Origin of the sequence: Curtobacterium sp. VKM Ac-1395 (genome assembly GCF_015350975.1) — a bacterium.
In the GTDB taxonomy this organism is placed as follows: domain Bacteria; phylum Actinomycetota; class Actinomycetes; order Actinomycetales; family Microbacteriaceae; genus Curtobacterium.
The window spans coordinates 451,245-475,205 of record NZ_JADKRX010000001.1; the positions used below are offsets into that span (position 1 = coordinate 451,245).

At 72.3% G+C, this 23,961-nt stretch carries 26 protein-coding genes; 12 read left to right on the forward strand and 14 right to left on the reverse strand.

Translation table 11 applies throughout. From position 1 onward, the window contains the following. The first annotated feature begins 183 nt into the window (after positions 1-183). Positions 184-483 (forward strand): hypothetical protein, encoded by a 300-nt coding sequence (locus ITJ68_RS02330; protein ID WP_194659722.1) that lies wholly within the window; start codon positions 184-186, stop codon positions 481-483. Between the two features lie 107 nt (positions 484-590). Here ITJ68_RS02330 and ITJ68_RS02335 read toward each other — a convergent pair whose 3' ends face one another. Continuing rightward, positions 591-935 carry a putative quinol monooxygenase gene (locus ITJ68_RS02335; protein WP_194659723.1) on the reverse strand — a complete coding sequence of 115 codons (345 nt, stop codon included), beginning with the start codon at positions 933-935 and terminating at the stop codon, positions 591-593. Positions 936-1,304: 369 nt separating this feature from the next. Between ITJ68_RS02335 and ITJ68_RS02340 the strand changes: the two genes are divergently transcribed. From ITJ68_RS02340 to ITJ68_RS02350, 3 genes are all read left to right on the forward strand, one after another. Continuing rightward, positions 1,305-1,595 carry a hypothetical protein gene (locus ITJ68_RS02340; RefSeq protein ID WP_194659724.1) on the forward strand — a complete coding sequence of 97 codons (291 nt, stop codon included), beginning with the start codon at positions 1,305-1,307 and terminating at the stop codon, positions 1,593-1,595. After that, the gene (gene rbsD / locus ITJ68_RS02345; RefSeq protein WP_194659725.1) at positions 1,592-1,975 is read left to right on the forward strand and encodes a D-ribose pyranase; all 384 of its coding nucleotides are present in this window, start codon (positions 1,592-1,594) and stop codon (positions 1,973-1,975) included. The genes ITJ68_RS02340 and rbsD overlap by 4 nt, the downstream gene beginning before the upstream one ends. Positions 1,976-2,208: 233 nt before the next feature. Continuing rightward, positions 2,209-3,027 (forward strand): GNAT family N-acetyltransferase, encoded by an 819-nt coding sequence (locus ITJ68_RS02350; protein ID WP_194659726.1) that lies wholly within the window; start codon positions 2,209-2,211, stop codon positions 3,025-3,027. 63 nt (positions 3,028-3,090) lie between these two features. On the opposite strand, the gene ITJ68_RS02355 is transcribed toward ITJ68_RS02350, so the two are convergent. The 3 genes from ITJ68_RS02355 to ITJ68_RS02365 form a co-directional block, all read right to left on the reverse strand. Further along, positions 3,091-4,284: an MFS transporter gene (locus ITJ68_RS02355; RefSeq protein ID WP_194659727.1), complete on the reverse strand. Its 1,194-nt coding sequence runs from the start codon at positions 4,282-4,284 to the stop codon at positions 3,091-3,093. Positions 4,285-4,395: 111 nt separating this feature from the next. Then, on the reverse strand, positions 4,396-5,097 hold the full coding sequence (locus ITJ68_RS02360) for an SDR family oxidoreductase (protein ID WP_194659728.1): 702 nt from the start codon (positions 5,095-5,097) through the stop codon (positions 4,396-4,398). Between the two features lie 28 nt (positions 5,098-5,125). Further along, positions 5,126-5,872, reverse strand: a complete 747-nt coding sequence (locus tag ITJ68_RS02365; protein ID WP_194659729.1) for an SDR family NAD(P)-dependent oxidoreductase — start codon at positions 5,870-5,872, stop codon at positions 5,126-5,128. A 95-nt stretch (positions 5,873-5,967) separates the two neighbouring features. On the opposite strand from ITJ68_RS02365, the gene ITJ68_RS02370 reads away from it, so the two are divergent. Continuing rightward, positions 5,968-6,597, forward strand: a complete 630-nt coding sequence (locus ITJ68_RS02370) for a TetR/AcrR family transcriptional regulator (protein WP_194659730.1) — start codon at positions 5,968-5,970, stop codon at positions 6,595-6,597. Positions 6,598-6,720: 123 nt separating this feature from the next. Here ITJ68_RS02370 and ITJ68_RS02375 read toward each other — a convergent pair whose 3' ends face one another. Then, positions 6,721-7,449, reverse strand: coding sequence for an SDR family oxidoreductase (locus ITJ68_RS02375; RefSeq protein ID WP_194659731.1), 729 nt, complete (start codon positions 7,447-7,449; stop codon positions 6,721-6,723). Positions 7,450-7,641: 192 nt separating this feature from the next. On the opposite strand from ITJ68_RS02375, the gene ITJ68_RS02380 reads away from it, so the two are divergent. Next, positions 7,642-8,514, forward strand: coding sequence for an MBL fold metallo-hydrolase (locus ITJ68_RS02380; protein WP_194659732.1), 873 nt, complete (start codon positions 7,642-7,644; stop codon positions 8,512-8,514). Between the two features lie 147 nt (positions 8,515-8,661). On the opposite strand, the gene ITJ68_RS02385 is transcribed toward ITJ68_RS02380, so the two are convergent. Together ITJ68_RS02385 and ITJ68_RS02390 are read right to left on the reverse strand one after the other, a co-directional pair. Further along, on the reverse strand, positions 8,662-11,502 hold the full coding sequence (locus ITJ68_RS02385) for a helix-turn-helix transcriptional regulator (protein WP_194659733.1): 2,841 nt from the start codon (positions 11,500-11,502) through the stop codon (positions 8,662-8,664). Then, a complete protein-coding gene (locus ITJ68_RS02390; RefSeq protein ID WP_194659734.1) occupies positions 11,502-12,533 on the reverse strand; it encodes a hypothetical protein in 1,032 nt (343 codons plus the stop codon). Before ITJ68_RS02390 ends, ITJ68_RS02385 begins: the two co-directional genes overlap by 1 nt. A gap of 375 nt (positions 12,534-12,908) precedes the next feature. On the opposite strand from ITJ68_RS02390, the gene ITJ68_RS02395 reads away from it, so the two are divergent. Beyond that, entirely contained in the window at positions 12,909-13,562 is a 654-nt protein-coding gene (locus tag ITJ68_RS02395; RefSeq protein WP_228504438.1) for a hypothetical protein, read from the forward strand. Positions 13,563-13,688: 126 nt separating this feature from the next. Here ITJ68_RS02395 and ITJ68_RS02400 read toward each other — a convergent pair whose 3' ends face one another. Continuing rightward, complete coding sequence (locus ITJ68_RS02400) at positions 13,689-15,530, reverse strand: AfsR/SARP family transcriptional regulator (protein ID WP_194659736.1); 1,842 nt, start codon at positions 15,528-15,530, stop codon at positions 13,689-13,691. A 53-nt stretch (positions 15,531-15,583) separates the two neighbouring features. Then, positions 15,584-15,727 (reverse strand): hypothetical protein, encoded by a 144-nt coding sequence (locus ITJ68_RS02405; RefSeq protein WP_194659737.1) that lies wholly within the window; start codon positions 15,725-15,727, stop codon positions 15,584-15,586. A 120-nt stretch (positions 15,728-15,847) separates the two neighbouring features. On the opposite strand from ITJ68_RS02405, the gene ITJ68_RS02410 reads away from it, so the two are divergent. The 4 genes from ITJ68_RS02410 to ITJ68_RS02425 all read left to right on the forward strand — a co-directional run bounded on the left by ITJ68_RS02410 (position 15,848) and on the right by ITJ68_RS02425 (position 20,006). After that, positions 15,848-16,783: a 1,4-dihydroxy-2-naphthoate polyprenyltransferase gene (locus ITJ68_RS02410; protein WP_228504439.1), complete on the forward strand. Its 936-nt coding sequence runs from the start codon at positions 15,848-15,850 to the stop codon at positions 16,781-16,783. A 44-nt stretch (positions 16,784-16,827) separates the two neighbouring features. Further along, on the forward strand, positions 16,828-17,985 hold the full coding sequence (locus tag ITJ68_RS02415; RefSeq protein WP_194659738.1) for a glycosyltransferase: 1,158 nt from the start codon (positions 16,828-16,830) through the stop codon (positions 17,983-17,985). Further along, positions 17,982-18,476, forward strand: a complete 495-nt coding sequence (locus ITJ68_RS02420; protein ID WP_194659739.1) for a hypothetical protein — start codon at positions 17,982-17,984, stop codon at positions 18,474-18,476. The genes ITJ68_RS02415 and ITJ68_RS02420 overlap by 4 nt, the downstream gene beginning before the upstream one ends. Positions 18,477-18,593: 117 nt before the next feature. Then, the gene (locus ITJ68_RS02425; RefSeq protein ID WP_194659740.1) at positions 18,594-20,006 is read left to right on the forward strand and encodes an FAD-binding oxidoreductase; all 1,413 of its coding nucleotides are present in this window, start codon (positions 18,594-18,596) and stop codon (positions 20,004-20,006) included. Between the two features lie 39 nt (positions 20,007-20,045). Here ITJ68_RS02425 and ITJ68_RS02430 read toward each other — a convergent pair whose 3' ends face one another. Further along, positions 20,046-20,618: a hypothetical protein gene (locus tag ITJ68_RS02430; RefSeq protein WP_194659741.1), complete on the reverse strand. Its 573-nt coding sequence runs from the start codon at positions 20,616-20,618 to the stop codon at positions 20,046-20,048. A 220-nt stretch (positions 20,619-20,838) separates the two neighbouring features. Between ITJ68_RS02430 and ITJ68_RS02435 the strand changes: the two genes are divergently transcribed. Then, complete coding sequence (locus tag ITJ68_RS02435) at positions 20,839-21,102, forward strand: DUF4190 domain-containing protein (RefSeq protein ID WP_228504440.1); 264 nt, start codon at positions 20,839-20,841, stop codon at positions 21,100-21,102. 63 nt (positions 21,103-21,165) lie between these two features. Here ITJ68_RS02435 and ITJ68_RS02440 read toward each other — a convergent pair whose 3' ends face one another. The 4 genes from ITJ68_RS02440 to ITJ68_RS02455 are packed head-to-tail and all read right to left on the reverse strand — an operon-like array spanning position 21,166 to position 23,843. Further along, on the reverse strand, positions 21,166-21,633 hold the full coding sequence (locus ITJ68_RS02440; RefSeq protein ID WP_194659743.1) for a hypothetical protein: 468 nt from the start codon (positions 21,631-21,633) through the stop codon (positions 21,166-21,168). Positions 21,634-21,652: 19 nt separating this feature from the next. After that, complete coding sequence (locus ITJ68_RS02445) at positions 21,653-22,114, reverse strand: hypothetical protein (RefSeq protein ID WP_194659744.1); 462 nt, start codon at positions 22,112-22,114, stop codon at positions 21,653-21,655. A 5-nt stretch (positions 22,115-22,119) separates the two neighbouring features. Then, positions 22,120-23,541 (reverse strand): hypothetical protein, encoded by a 1,422-nt coding sequence (locus ITJ68_RS02450; RefSeq protein WP_194659745.1) that lies wholly within the window; start codon positions 23,539-23,541, stop codon positions 22,120-22,122. Further along, entirely contained in the window at positions 23,538-23,843 is a 306-nt protein-coding gene (locus ITJ68_RS02455) for a hypothetical protein (RefSeq protein WP_194659746.1), read from the reverse strand. The genes ITJ68_RS02450 and ITJ68_RS02455 overlap by 4 nt, the downstream gene beginning before the upstream one ends. Positions 23,844-23,961: the final 118 nt, after the last annotated feature.

Consider the following 23,961-nt stretch of genomic DNA (forward strand, 5'->3'; position numbering starts at 1 on the left):
CCCAATTCGAGTGAAGCCGCCCCGCGGTCAGTATGGGGATCGGCGAACGGACTCACCGAAGCGTGTGCCGAGCACGCAGCTAACGACGATCGTCGCAGCAGGAGTTTGGGCGCGATGGCGCGAACAGAAGGTACCGAATTCGTTCCAAGCGCCTTACGCTCATGCCGACGGAGGGCGAACACCATGACGAAGCTGGCTGATTGGGAAGCCGAGGGCGCTCGGGCGCGACCCAGCACACCAAGGGACCACATGCAAGCACCGCTCACGCTCCGTGTAGCGACCTGGGTTGGCACGGTCCTGCTCGTCGCCGCAGCCATCGTGTTGATGAGCACGACGATGATCAGTCAACACCCCGACGAATCGGCAACGCACGCCCTACTGCGCGCCCTGATCCTGGTCGTGATCGGCGCCGCCATCGCGGTCATTGGTGCGGTCACCCTCATGCTCCGTTTCATCGCGAACACACTGTTCCCGAGCTCCTAACGCCCGGATCAAACGCCCTACGCGTTTGAGTTCGTTTCGATAGCCGATCCCTCACCGAGACACGGGCGCTGACCCCGGTCCGCAAATCGGTGGGTCGGTGGTTCAGTTCACGTTGGGAGTGCGCCGGCGGTCTGAGTTGCGACGTCGTAGTACTCGGCCTGGTAGTCGATGATGCGGACGTTCTTGAGGACAGCACTGGCGGCTTCGAGGAAGCGCTCGTCGGTCATGTGCGCGTCGATGGCATCTTGGTCACGCCAGCCCTCGGTGAGGTGGATGGTGTTTGGGTCGGTGAGGTCTTCGGCGAAGACGTAGTAGGTGCATCCGTCTTGCTGCGCGGTGGTGCTCAGGTGAGGGATCACGGCGTCGTTGAACGTCTGGCGGTCCTCCGGATGGACCGTGTAGTACGCGCTGATGACCTTGCTGGTGGGGGTGTGCTTGGTGTGCGGAATCATGTCGTTTCCTTCTCGGGTGATGGTCTGTTCCTGTGGGAGCGAAGATGCAACGGATAGGTGCGTCCAGCAGTAACCGAGCAGTAACAGAGAAGCTGCGGAGAGGTGTGAGCAGGTGCGAGGAACCGCATCGTAGATCTGTTCAAATCCGGGGCGGTCCGCCGCGAAGTACTGGTCGTGCCGCGACGCAGGTGGGTTCAAATCCCACCGGTACCGCCATGGAAAACCCCCGTTGACGCGGGGGTTTTCTTCTTTCTGCGAGTTCGTCTGCGTCGGTGCTCCCGGCACCGTCGTCCAGCCAACGCGGAGTCGGCGCGTCGCGAAGCGCGAGTGGAGAGCCGTCTTATGATGCGCTTGACCCGGGGAGGGGCCATGGACAGAGCGTCGCTCCACACCGACATCCCGACCCTCCGTGCACCCGACATGCGCTCCGTCGTCCTGACGCGCGGGCCCCGGGGCGCGCTCGTGTCGAAGGGGAACGACCAGCTCGCAGCGCGGCTCGGCGCGGGCGACACCCTGCTCGAGGCTGCCCGTCAGGCCGTCCGGTCCGGAACGTTCGCCGTGCAGTCCGCCGGGACGCAGCCGTCGTGCCGGACGATCTCCGAGGTCCTGCCGGAGATCGCGCCAGACGGCGTCACCACCACGACGGGAGTCGCTGCATGAAGAAGACAGGCATCCTCAACGCGGAGCTCAATGCCGGGCTCAGCCGACTCGGGCACGGCGACCTCGTGGTCGTCGCTGACTGTGGACTGCCGATCCCGCCCGGGGTCCAGGTCGTCGACCTCGCGCTCGTGCACGGGGTTCCGCGGTTCGTCGACGTGCTCGATGCCCTGCTCGGCGACGCAGTGTTCCAGGAGTGCGTCGTCGCGACCGAGGCGGATGGCACCGACGCCGGTGCGTGGCTCGCGGAGCGGTTCCCCGAGCGACGTGCCGTGTCGCACGAGGCACTCAAGGCGATGTCCGCCGACGCCCGGCTGTTCGTGCGGACGGGAGAAGCGACGGCCTTCGCCAACGCGGTGTTGGTGTGCGGCGTGCCGTTCTGAGGGGTCAGCGGCGGGAGCTTGCCGTCGCGGGATGACCATGCCCGAGCCTCCGCCGGCGACGAGCCGTGCATGGGTACCCGGCGGCTGGTGCCTTCCACATCGCCGACGATGGCCTGAAGGAGGAGCCGACTGGACGGGAAGTCCGGTGGGAGCACGGATGCCTGAGATCGTCAGCTCCCACCAAGCTCGATGACCGAGCTGGCATCCGGAGGCTCCCGAACGAACGGCCCCCAGTGTCACTGCGAACGCTTCCCATCGCCGACGTCCAGTTGATCGAGCAGGCGGAGGGTGCGTACTTCCGCCGCTTCCTCGCCGGAGCATCGGCGCCGGACCGTGAGGTGCTCGGCATCCGCACGACGACGTTCGGCGGCGGCATGGCCGCAGCGATGGCCGACGACCCGTCGGGCTACTGGAGCAAGAGCCTCGGCGTCGGTTTCGACGTCCCGCTCGACCGCGCCGGTGTGGGCGAGGTGGTCTCGTTCTTCCGCGCGTCCGGTGTGGAGTCCGCGCTCATCGCGGTCGCGCCCCAGGTGATCCCGGACGACTGGGACGCCATCTGCGCGGACGACGGTCTGACGGCGACCTCGGCGTGGGCGAAGTTCGCGTGTCCCGTCGACGACTTCGTGTCGGGCGGGACGGACCTCGACGTGCGGGAGCTGACGGAGCGGGACACGTCGGCGTGGGCGCGGATCATCCGGGAGGCCTTCGGGATGACGGAGCCCGATCTCACGCCGATGCTCCGTGGGGTGTTCGACGACCCGGAGGCACGGGTGTTCGGTGCGTGGGACGGAGACGAGCTCGTGGGGGCCGGCGCCGTGCACGTCGTCGGCGAGGTCGCTTCGATCAACACCGGCGGCACGCTGCCGTCCCACCGGAACCGCGGCGTGCAGTCCGCGATCCTCACTGCTCGCCACGAGGCCGCCGCGAGCGCCGGATGTCGTCTCCTGACCGCGGAGACCGGTCTGTCCACCAGCAGCCCGTCGTACCGCAACCTCGTCCGTGCCGGCTTCGCACACCACTACGACCGGGTCAACTGGCTCTGGACGGCATGACCGCCCGGCCCCGTGGAGGGCCGGGCGGTCAGCCGCGCACCAGGCGGACGTGCCGACCGTGCGTCAGCGGTCCGCGGTCGCCGCACGGCCACGAGCAGGCGTGGCCGAGCGCAGGCTGAGCACGACGAGGGTGGCAGTGCCGAGCAGCGCGATGACCGCGGCGAGCTGGAAGTCGACGGCGATGCCGGAAGCGGCCACGGCGATGCCGCCGATGCTGGAGCCGATGGCGAGGGCGACCTGGATCGTGGTGACGAACATCGCCAGTCCCGCCTCGGCACCCTGTGGTGTCGCCTGCACCATCCAGGTCTGCAGGCCGAGCGGGAGCCCGCCCCACACGAGCCCCCACACGACCAGGAGCACGAAGACGGCCACGGGGAGGTGTGCGACCAGCGGCAGCAGGGCCACGGCGGCGGCGAGGGCGACGCCGAGGGCCGTGAGGGTGCCGAGGACGGACCGGTCGAGGGCCGCGCTCGTGGCGAAGTTCCCGATGATGCCGGAGACGCCGAACACCAGCAGCGCGACCGAGACGACGTCCGGGCTGACCTTCGCGACGTCCTGCAGGAACGGACTGACGTAGGTGTAGGCGGCGAACTGCGCGGCGAAGAGGAACGCGGCGACGAGCAGCCCGATGCGGGCACGTGGCACGCGGAACAGGCCCATGAGCTCGGTCGGACGCACTCGCTGCTGTGCGGGGATCGCGGGGAGGGTGAGCAGTTGCAGGACGAGGGCGACGGCGCCGATCACCGCGCCGATGACGAATGCGAGCCGCCATGTCGAGGTCGCTGCGACGAACGCTCCGAGGGGGAGGCTGACGACCGTCGCGATCGAGATCCCGGCAGTGATCAGTGAGGTCGCGCGGATCGCCTGGGACTCCTCGACGAGGCGGCCTGCGATGCCGGCACCGATTGCCCAGAACCCGCCGAGCGCGACGCCGAGGAGGAGCCGCGCGACCAGGAGCACCGCGAACGCGGCTGCGGTGGCGGCGACGACGTCCGAGACGACGAGGACGGCGCTGAGGCCGATGAGGACGACCCGCCGGTCGAGTCGGGAGGTCGCGACGGTGACCGCGGGTGCCGCGACCGCGGCTGCGAGCCCGGTGACGACGACCATGAGACCGGCGGTCGCGACCCGGACGCCGAGGTCCGAGGAGATCGACGGGAGGAGCCCGATGGGGAGGAACTCCGAGAGGACGGTTCCGAACGACCCGACCGCGACGGCCGAGACGCTGAGCCAACCGTTGTGTTGCAAGCGTGACATGGTCTTCCACTTCTCTCTCTTGCGATGGCGGCGAGGGCCCCGTCGTCGATGTGTGCGCGGAGTCGGCAGGCCGCACTGCCGCCGTTGTCGGCGAGCAGCGCGACCTGACGCTCAGCTCAGCCGTCCACCACCGTCGACGTGGAGGGTGGTGCCGGTGATGAAGGTGTTGTCGACGGCGAGGAGCACCGCCCCGACGACGTCGGCCGGGGTGCCGACGCGCCGTGCGGGGTTCGCGGCGGCCGTCGACGAGAAGAAGTCGCGCTTGCCGTCCTCGCCCATGAAGTCCCACAGGCCGGAGTCGATGATGCCGGGCGACACCGCGACCGCTCGGACCGGGGCGAGCTCCACCGCGAGGGCCTCCGCCATGAACGACACGGCGCCGTTGACGGTCGCCATCACGCTCATGCTCGGGGCGGGCTTCCACGCGGCGACGCCGGAGAAGAACACGAACGCTCCGCCGGGACGCATCGAGGCCGCGAGGTGCTTCGCGAGCAGCATCGGACCGATCACCTTGGCGTCGAACGCGGCGTGGATCACCGCCCGGTCGAACTCGGCTGCCGGCCCGTTCGCCGAGGCAGCGGCGAGCGAGACGACCGCGTCGAAGGGCCCCGACGCCGTGAGCGCCCCGATGGTGCCCTCGTCGGCGAGGTCTGCGTGGAGCACCGGCACGTCGCGGAGCGGTGCCGGGAGGGTCGACACCGTGCGCTCCGGGTCGCGTGCACCGATGACGGGCTGGTCGCCGCGTTCGAGCAGGGCCGAAGCGATGGCCTGGCCGATGCCGGAGCCGCCACCGATGAGGAGGATGCGCTTCATGATGAGTTCCCTTCGTGGGCGTCGGTGCTCAGACGAGCGTGCTGCCGCCGTCGACGGCGAGTTCGCTGCCGGTCATGCCCGAGCTCTCGTCCGAGACCAGGAACAGCACGGCCGCGGCGACCTCCTCGGGGAGCAGGACGCGGCCGAAGGGGAGCTTGCTGGCGATCGCGGCCAGGAGCGCGTCCGGGTCATGCGGCGCGAGGCCCTTGAGCCCGGGGGTCTCGGTGGGGCCGGGCACGACGGTGTTGATCCGGATGCCCCGCGGCGCGAGTTCGGCCGCCCAGGTCCGGGTGAGGGTGGCGACGGCGGCCTTCGAGGCGCCGTACAGGCCGAACGCCGGTTCGGTCCCGGACGCCGACGACGAGCCCGTCACGACGATCGCCGACCCCGTGCCGAGGAACGGCAGCGCGCCCTGGACCGTCAGGGTGGTGGCGCGGACGTTCGTGCCGAAGGTCTCGTCGATGTCCTCTGCCGTGACCTCGGCGAGCGGCTTGAACTCGCCGATGCCCGCGTTGACGTGCACCGCGTCCAGGCCGGCACCGCGCGCTGCGACGGCCCTGAACACGGTCTCGATGCCCGCGGGCTCCGTCGCGTCGGCCTGCACCGGCGTGACGTCGTCGCCGAACTCCTCGCGGAGGGCGTCGAGTGCCTGCTGGCGTCGTCCGGTGACGAAGACGTGCGCTCCCTCGGCGACGAACCGACGGACGACCGCGAGACCGATCCCCGAGGTGCCGCCCGAGACGAGTGCGGTCTTGCCGTTCAATGTTCCGACCATGATGTGCTTCCGTTTCCTCGTTGTTGACTGCTTGGTCCAGAACGGTAGGGCATAATGGACACTTCAGTCAAGAACCGGTTCGAGGAGGATCGCGAATGCCACGACCACGCATGTTCGACGAGGCAGAGGTCATCGACCGCGCACGGCGCACCTTCGCCGAGACAGGCTTCGCCGGCACGTCCCTCGACGACCTGCTCGAAGCGACGGGCCTCGCACGCCAGAGCCTCTACAACGCCTTCGGCGGCAAGAAGGAGCTCTTCATGCGCGCCTTCCTCAGCGACACCACCGAGGCCGTGGACGCGGTCAGGGCGAGCCTGCAGAGCGCGGAACACCCGATCGTCCGCATCCGGACGGTGCTGGTGTCCGCCGCGGTCGAGCACGGCGCGGGCCAGGCACCGCCCTCCCTGTTCCTGCGTGCGGCGGTCGAGCTCTCCAGCCGCGAGGTCGAGGTCGCCGCGGCCGTCGCGAGCGCGTTCGACGCCATCCGGGCCGACTACGTCGCGTGCATCGTCGACGCGCAGGCCGCGGGCGAGATCGAGGCCGACGCCGATGCCGAGGCCCTGGGGATCTACTTCTGCGCGGTCATCGAGGGCATGTCCACGCTCGGCCGCGTCGGCGTCTCACGTGCGACGCTGCTCCAGATCGGCCTCACCAGTCTCGCGACGGTCCCGATCACGACCGTCGGACGTGAGCACCTGGGTACCGACGACGGCGACTGGACCTGACCGTCGGCTCGCCGACGGACAGCACCGCTGACAGCCGGAACCGCTGACGGACGGGAGGCGCGGGGCGGGCCCGCACCGCGCCTCCCGTCCGTCACCCCCTCGGTTCAGACTCGGGTCCTCGGCTCAGAGGAGTCCGAGATGCTCGAGCTCGGGGTACGCCTGTCCGAGCGGCAGCGCCAGCGTCTGCCGGACCGTGTGACTGCGTTCGTCGGCGAGCACCTCGAGTGCGCCCGCTTCGATCTGGTCGTACGCCGACCGGACCACGTCGACGGCCTCGCCCATCGGCGGCATCGGGACGTCGTACTTCGTGAGCATCGGCGTGCGGGTGAACCCGAGGTGCAACCCGACCACGCGGACGCCGCTCGGCGCGAGTTCCAGACGCAGGACGTTCGTCGCCGCCCAGAGCGCGGCCTTCGACACGCTGTACGCCCCCAGCCGGTGCGCCCAGCTCGCCGCCGACAGCACGTTGACGAGTGTGCCGCCGCCGTTCGTCGCCATCACCGGTGCGAATGCCCGCGCGACGCCGAGGGCACCCCACAGGTTGGTCTCGACGACCCGGCGCAGCACGTCGACGTCCCCCGTCGCCAGGGGTTCCAGGGAAGCGATCCCCGCGTTGTTCACGGTGATCGTGACGTCGTGCGCCACGTCGGCGGCTCGTTCGACGGCCCGGGGGTCGTCGACGTCGAGCTCGATCGGCACGACACGGTCGTCGTCCCAGTCACGGTGCGTGCGTGTGGTCGCGTAGACCCGCTCCGCACCGCGCGCGAGCGCCTGGTCGACGAACTCGACCCCGAGTCCGCCGTTTGCTCCGGTCACCAGGATCCGGGAGCCGTCGATGCGAGGCAGGTCCATCGGTCTTCCTCTCCGGCGCTCCACCACCGGAGTGCCTTCCGAGGGCATCGTCGCGCGCCCGCTCCGGCTGGGCATCGGTGGTCACACGGGTCGTCGGTGTGTGTCGAACTCGGTGAGAGCACGGAGGTGACACCGGCAACCGACCGCGCACACTGTCACCGTCCTCACCCCGACCACGGACTGGAGCCTCCTGTGCCCGCATCCCCAGCTGCCGTCACGAGCCTCGACCTCGGCGGCATCACCCTCACGTACGTCCCGGACGGCGAGTTCCGTGCCGAACCCGCGCTCGCCTACCCCCGTGGGCACGACGCCGTGCTGTCCGACGGCCTCGACGTGCTCGACGACGACGGGATGCTCGTCCTGAGCGTCGGCGCGATCCTCATCTCGACGCAGGGACGGAGCATCCTCGTCGACGCGGGCATCGGCAGGCGGACCATCCCGCTCGTCCGACCCGGGACGACGCGCGACGCCTTCATGCGCGGCGGCCAGCTCCTCGACAACCTCCGCACGATCGGCGTCGAACCCGGCGACGTCGACACGGTCCTGCTGACGCACCTGCACGCCGACCACGTCGGGTGGATCGGGGACGAGGACGTCGACGGGGTCCACACCTTCCCAGAGGCGGAGTACTGGCTCGACGACGCCGAGTGGGCGTTCTGGAACCGACCTGAGCACCGCTCCGACGCAGTCGCCCCGCGACCGAACGAGCTGGCCCTGATCGACGAGCGTCGGCACCGCCTCACCGAGGGCGCCCGACCTGTCGAGGGCGTCACCGCCGTCGCGACGGCCGGGCACACCCCGGGCCATCACGCGTTCGCCGTGCAGGGGAGCCGCTCGAGCGCCTTCATCGTCGGCGATGCGGTGCACTGCCCGGGAGAGGTGCTGCACCCCGACCTGGTCTGGGTCGGCGACCACGACGCCGAGGAAGCCGTCCGGACGCGCCGGGCCATCGCGCGTCGTGTCGGCGACCAGGACGTGGTCCTCGTCGGCCCGCACTTCCCGGACGCGGTGTTCCGCCGGTTCGACCCGGACGCCGCACGACCGGTCACCGACGCGCTGCGGTAGCGGACGGGGCGGGGCCGGTGTCCGGCCACGGTCACGGTGCGTTCGCGCGCGGTCGTCGAGCGCTGCGACCAGCGAACGGCCCCCTCCGCGTCGGCGGAAGCCGTCCGTGACGGGCGATGCCGAGGGGCTGCGACCGGTGGCGCTGTGTCACGGGGACTCCGTTCGGTCGTCATGCCGACCGGTGTCCCGGTTCCGCCCCGGGGCGGAACCGGAGCCGGAGCCAGGGCCTCGGCCACGACCAGGGTCGTCCTGGCCGAGGTCGTTCAGGGCGAGTGCGAGCTGGGTGCGCGTGCGGACGCCCATCTTGCGGTAGGCGTTGCCGAGGTGCGTCTCGACCGTCCTGACGCTCACGAACAGCTGGGCTGCGATCTCACGGTTCGTCCGTCCGGCGGCCGCCGACTGCGCGACCCGGGTCTCGGCGGCTGTCAGCAGCGCTCGACCATCGACGGTGTCAGCCGCCTCGGTCAGACGCAGGGTCCGGGCCGCGATCCGCGGGTCGTCGGCGTGGATCCGGCTCGCCGCGACGTCGGCGAGCACCTGCCGTGCCCGTCCGCTGCGGCCGGCGTCCAGGAGGAGCTGCGCGCGGTCGAGTTGTGCGCGCGCCGCCTCGGGTGCGAAGCCGCCGCGGCGGAGTTCCTCCACGGCGTCCTCGGCGAGCCGGAGCGACTCCTCCTGCTGGCCCCGCTGCATCGCGACCATCGCCCTGATCCTGAGCGACTGGCCGTGGGCATGGGGTCGCCGGTGCGACTCGTCGAGTGCGGCGAGTCGCCGGGCGAGGTGTTCGGCGCCGTCGAGGTCGCCGAGGTGGACACGCGCACGGGCGAGCTCGATGTCGATCCACAGCCGTCGTCCCGGCTCGACGATGCCCTTCGCCTCGGCCAGCTCCAGGGCCAGCTCGAGCTCGGTCCGCGCCTCCGTCCAGTTCTCGGACCAGGCCGCGTCGATCCCGGCGAGTCCGTGGACGAGCAGGCTGCCGCGGATCGTCGCCGCCGGACTCGACCAACCGGTCAGGATCTCCTCGAGCGTCTCGCGGTCGTTCCGGGTGAGTGCGAAGAGGCCGCGGGCGCGGGTGAGCGGAGCCGGCGGGTCGACCAGGCGGAGCGCGTGCTGTTCGGCCTCGTGGAGGAGCGACGCCGCCTGGACGACGCGTCCGGCGAGGACCTCGACGATGGCCGCGTGCGCGAGTGCACGGGTGGTGGTGGGGTGCGCACCGAGCAGTTCCGCGGTCCGGACGAAGGCGGTGAGTGCGGGACGCGAACGCCCGAGGTCGTCTGCCTGGTAGGCGCCCGTCGCCTCGATGGAGGCCGCGCTCAAGGTCAGGTCCAGCGTGCCGCTGGCAGACTCGACGGCCCGTGACCTCGCGATGATCTCCGACGAGAGCCCTTCACCCGCGTCGAGGAGCCGGAACGCGAGGTCCTCCAGCGCTGCTCGCAACGTGTTCGGAGCGACCTCGGGCGGGAGTTCGGCGGCGCGGTCTTCGAGCTCCCGCGCGACGTCGCTCGCCCCACCGGAGGACCAGAGGATCCGGAGCACGTCGATGATCGACGCGCGCACGTCTGCCGACTCGAACGACCGTCTCGCGTTCGCGAGGCGACGGTCGAGTGCATCGACGCCGAGGTCCTGCGCGATCGCCTCGGCGCTGACGACGGCGATCCGGTCGAACTGCTCCGGCGCCAGGACGGCGGGGTCGAGGGTCGCCGACAACCGCCTGACGAGCGCGGCATCGCCGTGCGCTCCCGCGAGTTCCGCGGCGTGCAGGACGCGGTCCACGTGCGCGTCGGAGCGTCCGTCGGAGCGCGCCACCGAGCGCATCGCCAGACGAAGCGCGTTCGAGGTCGTCCCGATCCGGCGGGCGCGGCCCGAGGCGGCCCGCAGCTCCTCCGCGAGGTCCGGTCGCGGCCCCGGCAGGACGGCATCGTCGCGGTGCTCGAGTCGCCGTTCAGCGGGCAGGGGGGACTCGGCGAGCCCGGCGTGCAGCGTTCGCCGCTCCTGGGCGGACAGCATCGCGGACATCGCGGCACGCAGGAGCGGCGTCCGCACCGCGACCTCGTGCCCCTTGACGCTGAGGACGCCGAGGGCGACGCCCTCGGCGAGTGCGTCCTCAGCGTGACCGACCACGTGGAAGAGCGCCTCGACGGTGCCCCCACGCATCAACGCCGTGACCGCGAGGACTTCTCGGACGGCCGGGGGGAGTCGCTCGATCCGACGGATCGTCGACGCGACGGCACGTGACGCCGACGCGGCCGTCCGGTCGTCCCCGGAGAGCCGCGTGATCGCCAGGTCGATCGCCCACGACGGGTTGCCGCCGCTCTCCGTCGCGATCTCGTTGAGGTCCGTCGCGGAGAGGCCCCCGAGCTCGGAGTCCTTCAGGACGCCGGCGACCGCGGCGGGGCTGAGGGGCGCCAGGAAGGCGAGCTGCGACGCCGTGAACACGACCTTCCACGAGGTGATCGGGCCACCGGCGTCCAGCTCCCGCGCGACGATCAGGACCGTCCCGGCGGCCTCGTGCGGCGGCCGGAACATCGGAGCCATCAGGTCGACGGACTCCCGGTCCGCCAGGTGCGCGTCGTCCAGGATCAGCACCGTGTGCGCCGCAGCGAGGACGTTGCAGAGGTACCGCAACGCCGCTTCGAGCATCCGGTGGTCGGCGAACCCGGGGGGAGCGGTCTGGAGCACCTGCTCCAGAACCGCCCGGTAGCCGACGGGCAGGGTGCGGAAGACGCGGTCGGGAACGAGTCGCAGGAGGGCCCTGACGGCCGCGTACGGGCCCGTCGTCCCCTCGTCGAAGCGCAGCATCAGCACGATGCGGTCCTGGGCCAGGCGACCGGCGAGCGCCTCGAGCATGGTGGTCTTCCCAACGCCGGGTTCCCCGACGACGGCCAGGCGGCCGCCGCGTTCGCCGGCGACGCGGACCATGCGCTCCAAGAGGTCTCGACGCTCGAGCGGGATGCGGTTGTGCGACGGCTGCTCCTCGCGTTGTCGGGGCATCAGGAGCGACCCCCGAACAGTGCGTCGGTGTGGGCGAGCGCCGACTTGGTCGGCGAGAGCGCCGTGTGCCGCGCGCCGACGGCGACGTCGCGGACCGTCCGCGCGAGCGGGTGCCCGGTGTGCAGTGCCGCCGCTCCGGTCCCGCTCACGAGGAGTGGAAGCGCATGCTCGGCCGCGGCGAGTGCCTGGACGGCGAGGTCGGCCGAGGTGGCACGTGCCACGGCGGACAGCGCGTCCACCTCGTCGCGGGTCCCGAGGGCGGCCGATGCAGCGGCGTGCAGACCCGCTGCACGGGCCACTTCCCGGGCGGCCGCACCGACCGCTGCCCGCACGTCGGGCCGGGCGGACCGTTCCCCGTGGCCCCCGACGTCGTCGAGGACCCGGTCGAGCGCGGACTCGACGGCGCCGATCAACGGGGATGCGAAGAAGATCGTGGCGAAGAACGTCAGCGGAGCCGCCGACGGCGCCGGAGCGAGGGTCCGGGTCCTCCGAGCGGGCACGACGACGTCGTCGAGGTGCGCGGTGTCACCACCGGAGCCCTGCAGACCCGTGGCGTCCCAGGTCGTCTCCACGCGGACGTCCGCCACGGGGACGAGGACCCGCACCAGCGCCCCGGAGTCGACGTCGCGGACGGTCGCCATGACCCAGTCCGCCCAGGGCAGCCCGCTCGCCGGTGTCGAGACCGCGCGCACGTGGAACGCGCCGTCGGTCCAGGTGCCGGTGCCCTGTGGGGCGAGGGTGCCGGCCACGAGCGTGTCGCCGTCCGGCCCCCAGACCTCGAGCAGCGTCTCGCCGGGGAACTCCGCCACCGCGAGGTTCGTCACCGCGGCGACGGCGCCGATCCACCCGAGGTCGGCGTCCGCCGCGCCGAGGTGGCGCAGGCGATCGGCGATGTCGGCGACGGTCCACGGGGCCGGACGCCCGCGGTCAGGGCGCCAGGCGTCGAGCACCCCCGAGCGCGCGAGGTGCTCGCGGACCGCGTCGCGGTCGTGCTGGTCGGTCGGCTTCGAGATGGAGGGGGACATGGGCATCGGGCATCCTCAGGGCGATCGGTCGGTGCGGACGGCTCGCGGGGAGCCGGCACCGGGGGTTCATCATCGGTCGGCGGTGTCGACGTCGTGTCGACGTCGCGTCACCGGACGGGTCAGGAGCACCAGGTCCGCCTGCCTCGGGGTCTGACGACCGGTACTGGACCGATCGGTCTCGAACTGTACGCTTCGTGGATCGAACGGTCAATAATCGTGGCCAGAGGGTGCTCGATCTGGGCGGATCCTCAGGGCGGCCACTGGTCGGGATGGCCGGGAGATGCCTACTCTACATAGGTCGATCAAATCCCCCGAGCGGCCGACCAGTCCGTCGCGGCCGCTCCGGAGGTCGGCGTCCCGCGCAGGGCCATCGGGCTCGGGATGACCACGATCGCTGCCTTCCACCGCTCCGCCCACCCCCGACCAGGAGGTTCGATGAACCCGTCCCGTCCCGCGCTCGCTCGCTCCGCCCGGCTCCTCATCGCTGCCGCCGTCCTGTCCGTCGTCGCAGCGTCCGTCCTCGACCAGACGGTGTTCTTCGTCGTGTCCAGCACCGCGCAGCACCGCGTGGGCGAGGCGTTCGACGTCGTCCTCGGCTTCCTCGTCCCGCTGGCCCTGGTGCTCGTCGCACTGTCCCGCGTGACCACGAGCCGCCGACGGTGGGCCGCGGCCGCGGTCACGGCAGCCGGTGGCTCCTGCGCGGTCGCGGTCGGCCTGGTCCTCGGTGGAGCGGTCTGGTCCGTCGCCGCGAGCATCGGGTTCGCCGCTCTGCTGGCCGCGTGGTTCCTCGCGAACGCCGTGCGGCCTCGCGCCTGGTTCCTCGTCGTGTCGCCGGCCGTGGTGCTCGTCGGCATCGGCCTGGCCGCCGTCGTCGCTCGTGCCGCAGTCGACGCGTCGACGTCGACCCGCCCGGTGCTGTGGCAGGTGGAGGGCGTGGTCACGCTCGCGGCTCCGCTCGCCGTCTCCGTCGTCGTCGCCGTGCTGCTGCCGCTCCGGACCGTCGACCGCACCGTCGGACGGCAGACGACCGCCTGACGCGACCGCGCACCCGCGCCACGACATCGCGGTCCTGCCCGGCGAACGCGGCCCGACACGCTGCTGTTCGAGGACGACTGGGACGCCATCTGCGCGGACGACGGTCTGACGCCGCTCGTGCGGTCGTCAGGCCACGCGCTCCCGCACCGGCTGCCGTCGCGCGAACGCGCGGACCAGGGCGAAGAAGCCGTACCGCCCGCCGGGCTCGGCGACGATCAGGTGCGCGTCGAGCAGGTCCTCGACCACCGCCCGCGTCGACTTCGTGTCGCGGCGGAGCGCCCGTGCCGCCTCCTCCACGGAGAACGGCCCTCCCGGCAGGTGCGACAGCCGGTGGAAGGCATCGCGCTGGTCCTCGCGCAGCCCGGCGGACGCACGTCGGAACGGCGCGTCGACGATCCGGCAGTCGGCGTGCATCACGACCGGCTGGTCGAGGTCGTCGTAGAGCTGCTGCTCGATCTCCGCGACGGTCCAGGTCGGCCGGTCCGCCAGACGGGCAGCCGCGACGCGGACGGCGAGGGGTTGGTGGGAGCAGGCAGCCGCGAGCCGGGCCGTCGGGCCCGGCTCGGCCGCGAGCCGCTCGTGACCGACCAGTCGACCCATCAGGTCCGTCGACTCCTCCGGCGCGAGGGGGAGCAGGGTCGTCCACCGCGTACCCGGCAGGTCGACGAACCGTCGGACCGACGTCAGGAGGGTCAGCGAGCCCGGCCCGGACGGCAGCAGCGGACGCACCTGGGCGCTGCTCGCCGCGTCGTCGAGGACGAGCAGCACCCGACGGTCGGCGACCAGGGACCGCCACGTCGTGGAGCGTTCCTCCACACCGTCCGGGATCGTCGACCGTGGCACGCCGGCGCTCCGGAGCAGCACCAGCAGGGCGTCCGAGGCGGTCAGCGGGTGCCCGCCGCCGGCGCGGAGGTCGACGAAGAACTGCCCGTCCGGGAAGGCCGTGCGTACCCGGTGGGCCGCGTGCACCGCGAACGCCGTCTTGCCCATGCCGCCGAGTCCGGTGATCCCGAGGACGCCGCCGGACGAGTCCTCGGCGACGACGCGTCGGACGCGCTGGAGCTCGTCGGCACGGCCGACGAAGTCGGCGAGGTCCGGGGGCAGCTGAGCAGGTGCCGCGGCTGCGGGCGGTCGGACCGGCGGGCCGGGAGGCACGGTGACGGACGCTGGGGGCGCCTCCAGTCCGACGGTCGGTTCCGTGACGTCGTCCTGCAGCAACCGTTGGTGCACCTGCCGCAGCGCGCTGCCGGGGGAGACCCCGAGCTGGTCGGCGAGCCGGTGCCGGAAGTCGTCGTACGTGCCGAGCGCCTCGTTGCGGAGGCCGAGCGCGAGGAGCGTCTCGAGCAGGAGCGCCGCGACGCGCTCGTCGAGCGGACGGTCCTCGGCCACACGTCGGAGCTCCGGCAGGGCTTCCTCGTACCGACCGAGCCGGACCTCGAGCGTCGCGCGCCCGAGAGCCACCTCGTCGTGGAGCTCGCCGAGCCGGAAGCGCTGGGCATCGGCCCACGAGCCGGGCAGCCCTCCCAGTGCGGTCCCGGTCCAGCGGGCGGCTGCGGCCGCGAGCTCGTCGGCGGCTCCGGCGACGTCGCCGGTACGGACCAGCTCGCGGGCGCGACGCCGGGCCGTCTCGACGACCGCGACGTCGAACTCGGCCGAGCCACGGTCGAGGTGGTACGCCCCGCCGTCCGTCCCGATCGCCAGCCCGGTGGCCTCCGCATGGGGCGCGAGGACCCGCCGCAGGCGGTACACGTACGTGCGCAGGACGCTGGCGGCGCTCCGGGGTGGGGTGTCGCCCCAGATCCGGTCCACGACCGTGTCGACGTCCACCGGGTGTCCCTCGGCCAGCAGCAGCATCGCCAGCACGGCTCGCTGCTGTGGCGACCCGATGTCGAGGTCGACGCCGTGCGCGACGGCGGTGACCGGCCCGAGGACGGCGAACCGGACGATGGGGGGCGCGGATGGGCGCATGGGCATGCTTCCTGTGCAGTTCGGTCCCGTTGACCGGGACACGAGCGCCCGCGTCAGGACGACGTGAGCGCGGTGGTGGTGGCGGAGCACCCGGTCGGCAGCACCGTGAGCGTCACGATCGCGATGGTCGGCGGGAAGAGCCGTGCACGGGCAGCCGTCATCGTCTCAGCGTGCGACTCCTGGAGGGTCCGGGCCACGGCTGTCAGGATGACCCGCATCACCCTGGAGGATGACTGTTCCGGGTCGGTACCACCGGACCGGACGAGGTCGGTGGTTGTACGGATGCAGGCGCGCCCGGTCGCGACGACCCTTGCCCCATGCCGGAACCCGAAGTCATGGCCGCTCGCCCCACGACCCGTCAGTGGATCAGCGGTGCCCGGCCGCGCACGCTGCCGCTGAGCATCGTCTCGGTGCTGCTCGGGACGGGCGTCGCCGTCGCCGGCACGGACGGCGGCGCGGCAGCGTGGGCCGGTCACGGTCCGCACGTCGGCATCGCAGTGCTCTGCCTCGTCGTCGCCCTCAGCCTGCAGATCGGTGTCAACTACAGCAACGACTACTCGGACGGTGTGCGCGGTACGGACCGCTTCCGCCGTGGTCCGGCGCGGCTGACCGGCGCCGGCACCGCGACGCCACGGGCCGTCCTCCGCGTCGGTCTGACGTTCTTCGGGATCGCGGCGGTGGCCGGACTGGTCATCGTGCTGCTCACCGGACTCTGGTGGATGCTCGTCGTCGGGGCGGTGACGATCGTCGCCGCCTGGTACTACACGGGCGGCAGACGACCGTACGGGTACCGGGCGCTCGGCGAGGTCTCGGTGTTCGTGTTCTTCGGGCTCGTCGCCGTCCTCGGCACCCAGGTCGCGCAACTCGGGCACGTCACCGGGCAGGGGTGGGCAGCGGGCACCGCCGCCGGGCTGTTCGCCTGCGGCGTCCTCATGGTCAACAACATCCGTGACCTGGAGGTCGACCGGCTCGCAGAGAAGCGCACCCTCGCGGTCGTCGTCGGCGAGCGGGGCGCGCGCTCGCTGTACGCGCTCTTCATGCTCGCGCCCTTCCTCGTCCTGCTGGTCTTCGTCGTCGCCGCTCCGCTGACCCTCGTCGCGGCTGCGGCGCTCGCCCTGGCCCTCCCGGCGTTGGCCATCGGCTCCCGGCCGGCGGAGGCGCCCCGGCTCATCGCGGCGCTCCAGCTGTCGTCGTTCGCCTCGTTGGCGTTCGGCGTGCTCCTCACGGCGGCGCTGGTCGCCAGCGCCGCCTGAACGACGCCCCCACTCTCGTAGTCCCACCCAGACGGAGGTCCACCATGCGCATCGCCTTCACCGCCAACCCGCTCCCGGGGCACATCGTGCCGATGGTCCCGCTGATGCGTGCCGCCCTCGCGGCCGGCCACCGCGTCGCCGTCGTCACCGGTGCCGACGCGGCGGACTTCGTGCGCGCACAGGGCAGCCCCGACATCGAGGTCCTGCCCGCCGGCCCGCCCACCCTCGTCGCGATGGCCGAGATGCAGCGGGAGACCGGGACCAGCCCGGCGACCGCGCCGCGGCCCGACACCGTCGCCGAGTACTTCGCCGTCCGACGGGTCGCAGCGGCGGTCGACGACGCCGTCGAGGCGGCACGGGCCTGGCACCCGGACGTCGTCATCAGCGAGAGCCTCGACCACGTCGGGCCGTACGTCGCCGCGGCGCTGGACGTGCCGTTCCTCCGGCACGGCTTCGGCCCGGAGCGCCCGGAGCCCGTCCTCTCCGCGATGACCGCTGCGTCCGCGCGCTCCGCCGGGGCGCGCGGTGTCCAGCTGCCGCCGGTGGCGGCGTGGATCGACGTCTACCCGGCGTTCCTCGAGGCCGCCGGGACGGTCCGCGAGGGTCGTCGCATCGCCCTGCGCCCGTCGGCGCACGGAGCCGTCGGTGCGTCGGACGCCCCGGTGCCGGCACCGCCTCGGACCCGTCCGCGGGTGCTCGTGACGATGGGCACCGTGTTCACCGACCAGGCGCTCCTGGACCGCGCTGTGACATCGACGGAGCGGGAGGGACTCGCGGTCGACCTCGTCACGACCGCCGTCAACGGCGTGCAGGCCCGTGTGGGTTCTCCCGACTCCTCCGTGCGGGTCGTCAACGTCCCGTTCCGTCCGCTCGCCGAGCTGCTCGCCGACGTCGACGCGGTCGTCACCGTCGGTGGTGCCGGTACCGTGCTCGGGGCGCTCGTCGCCGGGGTCCCGCTCGTGGTGATGCCCCTGGGTGCCGACCACTCCGTGAACGCCCTGCGAGCGACGGCAGCCGGTGCCGCCGTGACCGTCGACTCCCCGGAGGCCGTCGGTCCGGCACTCCGCCGCGTCCTCGAGGACGCGGACCTACGGCGATCGGCCAGGGACGTCGCAGACCGGGTCCGTGCGTTGCCGTCGGTGGAGTCCGCGCTCGCCGAGGTCGAGCAGGTCGTGGCGGCGGCGACCCGGGAGCGCGTGTGACCGCCGACCAGCCGGTCGCGGACGGTCGGGCTCCCGCGTTGGTGCCGATGCCCGCGCTGACCCTCGCCGTGACCTCCGGCAGGAGCGCCGGGTTCCGCCCGGCCGCGACGCACCGACGTGCCGACGAACTCCTCGGGGACCTCGTCTCGGAGCTCGCCGACCAGGGCGTCAGCAGCACGGGCTGTGCGTCGATGACGGTCGTCGCGGCGGACGACGCCGGGATCGGCATCGAGGTCGGTGTGGTCGTGCACGGGCCCGTCGTCCCGACCGAGACGATCCGGGTCGTCGAGCGTCCGAGCCACGAGGCCGTGACCATCCTGGTCCCGGGGGACCAGACCGACCGTGACTGGGGCCGGTTGCGGGTGTTCCTCGCCGAACTCGACGTCGTGGCGCACCGACGGTCCTACGTCTCGTTCCACCACCCACCAGGCGCCGACCGGGCATCGCGCTCCACGCTGCTCGTGCAACCGGTCGTGCCCCGCCACGACTGACCCAGCGGCACGCTGCCGGACGGGCGTCGACGGCGCGTCGACCCGACGTCGACGCTGCACTGGTGTGCTCGATCCCGACCAGCCCCGTGCGGGGCATGACCCCTCCTGGAGGACCCCGTGTCCCAGACCATCCCAGACGACACCATCGACCACGGCGCGCACGCCGCGTTCCGCGAGGCAGTGGAGACACTCGACGCGACCCTCGACGGTGCCGCGCTCACCCCGGAGGACGCCGGCTACCCGGCCGCGTGCGCCGGGTACAACCTCGCCGGCCAGCGACACCCGGACGTCGTGGTGACCGCGCACAGCGCGAGCGACGTCGTCGAGGCAGTGTCCTTCGCCGCCGCGCACGGCCTGCCCGTCGCCGTCGTCGCGACCGGCCACCACGGCACACGCCCGCTCCGGGGCGGACTGCTCGTCGCGACCGCGGCGATGAACGAGGTGCACGTCGACGCTGCCGCTCGACGAGCCGTGGTCGCCGCCGGCGCACGGTGGAGCGACGTCGTGTCCCGCACTGCGGCGCACCACCTCGCGCCGGTCCACGGCTCGTCCGGGCAGGTGGGCGCGGTCGGCTTCACGTTGGGCGGCGGGCTGAGCCCCGTGCTGGGGCGCAAGTACGGGTGGGGGTCCGACCACGTCGTCTCGCTCGACGTCGTGACGGCCTCGGGCGAGCTGGTGCGCGCGTCTGCCGAGGACGACGCGGACCTGTTCTGGGCCCTGCGCGGTGGACGGAGCAACCTCGGCATCGTCACGTCGATGGAGATCGAGCTGTTCCCGGTCGAGCGGTTCATCGGCGGCGGCCTCTTCTACGACGGCGAGCACGCCGCTGCGGTCCTGGACGCCTTCGCCACGGCGACGGCGACCGCCCCGGACGACCTCACACTGTCGCTCGCGTTCCTCCGCCTGCCTCCGGTGCCCGGGATCCCACCGCTGCTCGCCGGGCGCTTCGTCCTCCACCTGCGGGTGGCGCACCTCGGGGACGCCGCCGGTGCCGACGCACTGCTCGCGCCGCTCCGTGCCGCCGCTCCGGTCCTCCTCGACACGGTCGAGGAGACCAGGGTCGAGGACTTCGAACGGATCCACAACGACCCGGTCGATCCGGCCCCGTTCTCGGAGGAGACGGCGATGCTCGCCGACCTCGACCCATCCGCGCAGCGCACGCTGCTGGACGTCGTCGGACCGTCGACCGACACCGGTCTCCACATCGTCGAGCTGCGGCACCTCGGCGGAGCCTTCGACGTCACCCGCCCCGGTGCCGGCGCGATCGTCGCACCGTCCGCCTCCTACGTGCTCTGGGCGCTCTCGATCGGCATGCCCGAGTCCGACGCACAGGGGATCGCGCAGGCCCGGGCGCTCGTCGAGGCCATGCGGCCGTCCAGCACCGGGACGCGGTACCTGAACTTCGCGCCCGACGACGGGCACCCCGAGCGGTCGTTCTCCGACGGCGACTGGGACCGGTTGCTCAGCGTGAAGGCGGCCGTCGACCCCCGGAACCTCTTCCGCACGCAGCAGCCGCTCATCGAGTCCTGACCATCCGACCCGGGCTCGGGTGCCCGCGTGCGCTCGAGCTCAGCGCGCCCGCGTGCAGACCACGAGGCGGAGTGCGGACGTTCCGAGGGCGGCGAGCAGGACGGTGACGGCGCCCAGCTGACGAGCCAGCCCACGCATCCGTGGTCCCCGTGACCCGTCCGACGCGATCGCCCGGATCGCCTGCCCGACCTCGGCCGCCGATCGCACCACGACACCGGCGCCGACGGAGGCGAGTGCCTCGCCGACAGCGACCTGTGCGTCACTCGCGGGGAAGACCACGACGGGGACCCGGTGCTGTGCGGCAGCGAGGGCGGTGAGCGCGTCGCCGGACACGACGGCGACGTCCACGCCCTCGAGCAGTTCCGGGAGCGCCTCGTCCACCGCGTAGACGAGGTTCCGCGACGGCTCGGTCGCCGGTGTCCTCGAGCCCGCACTGAGTTGGACCACGGTGTTCGCCTGCGATGCCCCGACGGAGGCGAGCACGGCGTCGAGCATCGCCGGATGACAGTCGGGGAGCGCCACGAGCACGTTCCACCGGTACTCCCAACCGTCGGTCAGCGGGTTCGTCCAGCGGTGCCGGCCCTCGTTCCCACTCGCGTGCTGCGCATGCATCGCACCATGCTGCGGATCGGGGTCCACGGGGCGCGTCCGTGCAACCACTGAACGGACCGCGCACCCGCGGGACCCGTGACGACCCGGAAGTACCGCGATGGAACGATCAACCTGCGGGGGGACCGGCGTCATCCGCACGGCCGTCGAACCTGTCCGGCCGCGAGCGCACGCTGGTCTCGACGGACGCCGCGGGGCGTCCGACGTCACCGAAGGAGACACCATGTCCACGCTCGACCAGCACACCGCAGCCCCGACCCCCACCGATCGCCTCAACACCCTGTCGATCGTCGGGTTCGTGCTGGCGTTCGTCGCGAACATCGTCGGCCTGGTGGTGTCGGTCATCGCGCTCGTCCAGATCGGCCGCACCGGCGAGCGGGGCCGAGGCCTGGCGATCGCGGGCATCGTCGTCGGCGGGTTCTGGTTCGTGGTCTTCGGTGGTGCGCTCCTGCTGCACGCGATCGTCGTGAGCACGCACGGCGCGTGAGGCGCGGGGATCGGCGGGGCGGAGGGGTCTCGTCGACCCGGGTACGCCCGGGAGGATGACGTCCTACGACAGGTCGAGGAGCCGCAGGACGTACCCGTCGGGGACGGTGCCGCTGTCGCCGATGTAGTGGAAGAAGAGGTCGGTGGCCTCGTCGGCGTCGAACACCTCTGCCGGGTGCACGGCGTGGTCGGTGCCGGCGACGTTGACGGCCTCGGTGAGGGGCTCGCCGAGGTCGTGCGGGCGCCCCACGACGTAGTGGCGCAGCTCGCCGTCCTCGACGCGCTGCAGCTCCACGCTCATGCGCTCGGCGCTGCCGCCGGCCTGCAGGTAGCGGCTGTTCCAGTCCTCGTTCGAGTACCCCGGACCGTCGGGCCAGCCAGCCTCGTCGGGGACGAACCAGAGCTGGTAGGCGAAGCGGCCGTCGCTCGTGCCGTCGAGCAGGCCGAGCATGCGCCGGATCTGGTCGCGGTGGGAGCGGAACGCGTTCGACAGCTTCGAGGTGCTGGCGCTGTTCACCGTGTGGACGAACACGAGACGGCCGACCCGAGTCCTACGACAGGTCGAGGAGCCGCAGGACGTACCCGTCGGGGACGGTGCCGCTGTCGCCGACGTAGTGGAAGAAGAGGTCGGTCGCTTCGTCGGCGTCGAACACCTCTGCCGGGTGGACGAGGTGGTCGGTACCCGCGACGTTGACGGCCTCGGTGAGGGGCTCGCCGAGGTCGTGCGGGCGCCCGACGACCCAGTGGCGCAGCTCGCCGTCCTCGACGCGCTGCAGCTCCACGCTCATGCGCTCGGCGCTGCCGCCGGCCTGCAGGTACCGGCTGTTCCAGTCCTCGTCGTCGTAGCCGGGCGCGTCGGGCCACCCGGCGCTGTCCGGGACGAACCAGAGCTGGTACGACCAGTCCTCGTCGTTGTCGAGCTGCCCGAGGTTGAAGCGGATCTGGTCGCGGAACGGCCGGATGCTGTCGATGAGCGGCATGCTCGACTCGGCGTTGGTGGTCATGATGAACATCGGTGTCAGGGTACTTTCCGCTCGATGAACTCGGTGATCTTGATGACCTTGCCGTTGAGCGTGGCGGAGGCCGGGTTCTCGGGGCTGATGGCCGCGTCGAACTCCCGCTGCGCAGGGGAGCGGACGGCGGTGCCGCTCTTGATCTCGACGCCGATGTAGGTGCCGTCGGCCTTCTGCACCAAGCCGTCGTAGATGCGACCGTTCGGCACGCCGTCGACGGTGGCCTTGACCTTGGTGGTGTCGACCGTGGTCCCGAGCTGCTTCTCGACCTGCTTCAGGCCGTCGGCTTCCTTCTGCGCGGCGTCGACGCGGGCGGAGTCGTTGTTCTCCGACCGGTACGTCCCGTCGTTGTTCCGCCCCGGGTGCTGCTCGTTCGGCTCCTTGGCGTTCCTGGCGCGTTCGGCGTTGTCCGTCCGGTACGGGGTGCTCCGGTCGTCGGTCGCCGCGTGCACGCCGAGCCCGATGGCACCGGTGCCGGCGAGGGCGGCGCCGGCGGCGATGACGCCCGCACCGGAGACGTTCAGCGCGACACCCGCAGGGGCACCGACGACGGTCAGGTCGAGGGCGACCCCGCCGCCCTCCATCGCGGTCCCGAGGGCCATGGTCGCCAGGCCGCCGAGGAGCTCGAGGACCTCGTCGGGGTGGTTCACCATCGCGTTCCCGAGGGAGGCGAAGACGTTGCCGGCGGTGGCTGCGGCGTCCTGCAGGTACGGGAGCCCGGCGGTGGCCTGCGCGCCCGCGATCGTGACACCGAGCTCGGTGACGGTCTTGACCGTGTGCCAGGCGTCCTCGAACCAGTTGTCGTCGCCGCCACCGACCTGCGTGCTGGCGGCCGACGCGGTGGTGCTGACGGCGTGGGCGTCGACCGTCGACGGCGTGATCCCGTCGAGCTCGGTCGCGACGGCGTCGAGGGTCGCGGTGACGTCGTCGTTGTGGGCCTGCACGCGCATCCGCAGCCCGAGTTCCTCGGTGACCAGCGCGGGGACCTGCTGCCAGTTGCTGACGACGGCCCCGACCGCGCCGAGGAGGTCCCCGGAGGACGCAGCCTTCGCGGCTTCGGCGGCGACCTGCCCGGGGGCCGAGGCGTGGAAGGCGTCGATCTGCCGCACGAGTGCGTCGTGGGCCAGGCCGAGTTCCTCGATGCGGCTGGCGGCGCGGGTCGCGACCCGGAGGAACGCGTCCCCGGCGCTCTGCAGGTGCCTGGCCTTGTCGACCGCTGGCGCCATCAGCGGCGTCAGCGCCGGCTGCAGGGCGTCCGAGGTGAAGACGGCGGGGAGCCCGGACCAGGACCGCGACGCGGCGGTCGCGGCGGACAGGACGCCGTCGGTGGCGGTGGCGAACCGCTGGGCGGCCGAACGGAGCGCGGCGGCGTCGTCGGTGACGTCCGTGACGTCGGCGGCGGTCAGCGCGCCGGCGAGGACGCTCACCGGCCCATGCCGCTGACGTCGGCAGCGAGGTGGCTGTCGGTCGCGGTGATCGCGTCGTGCGCCGTGGTGAGCGACGCCGCGAGGCTCGTCATGCGGACACCGATGTCGTCGCTGCGCCCACGGAAGCGGCCGGCGAGCCGTCCGAGGGCACCGCTCAGCTGTGGCGAGGTGGCGGCGGCGACAGCCGTGCTCAGCGCGGCGTCGGCGGCGGCCGCCTGCTGCCCGGCACTCCCGCCGTGGACGTTCAGGTCGCCGACCAGCGACGACAGCCCGCTCGCATCGACCCGTAGTTCCCCAGCCATGGTCCCCCCGATGATCCCCGACAGCGTGGTGCAGCAGCCACCCTAGGGCGGCTGCGGCCGTCGCGCACCTCCGGCGTCGCCGGTGGCGGTGGTCAGCACTGCCGGACGGGAGGCTCGG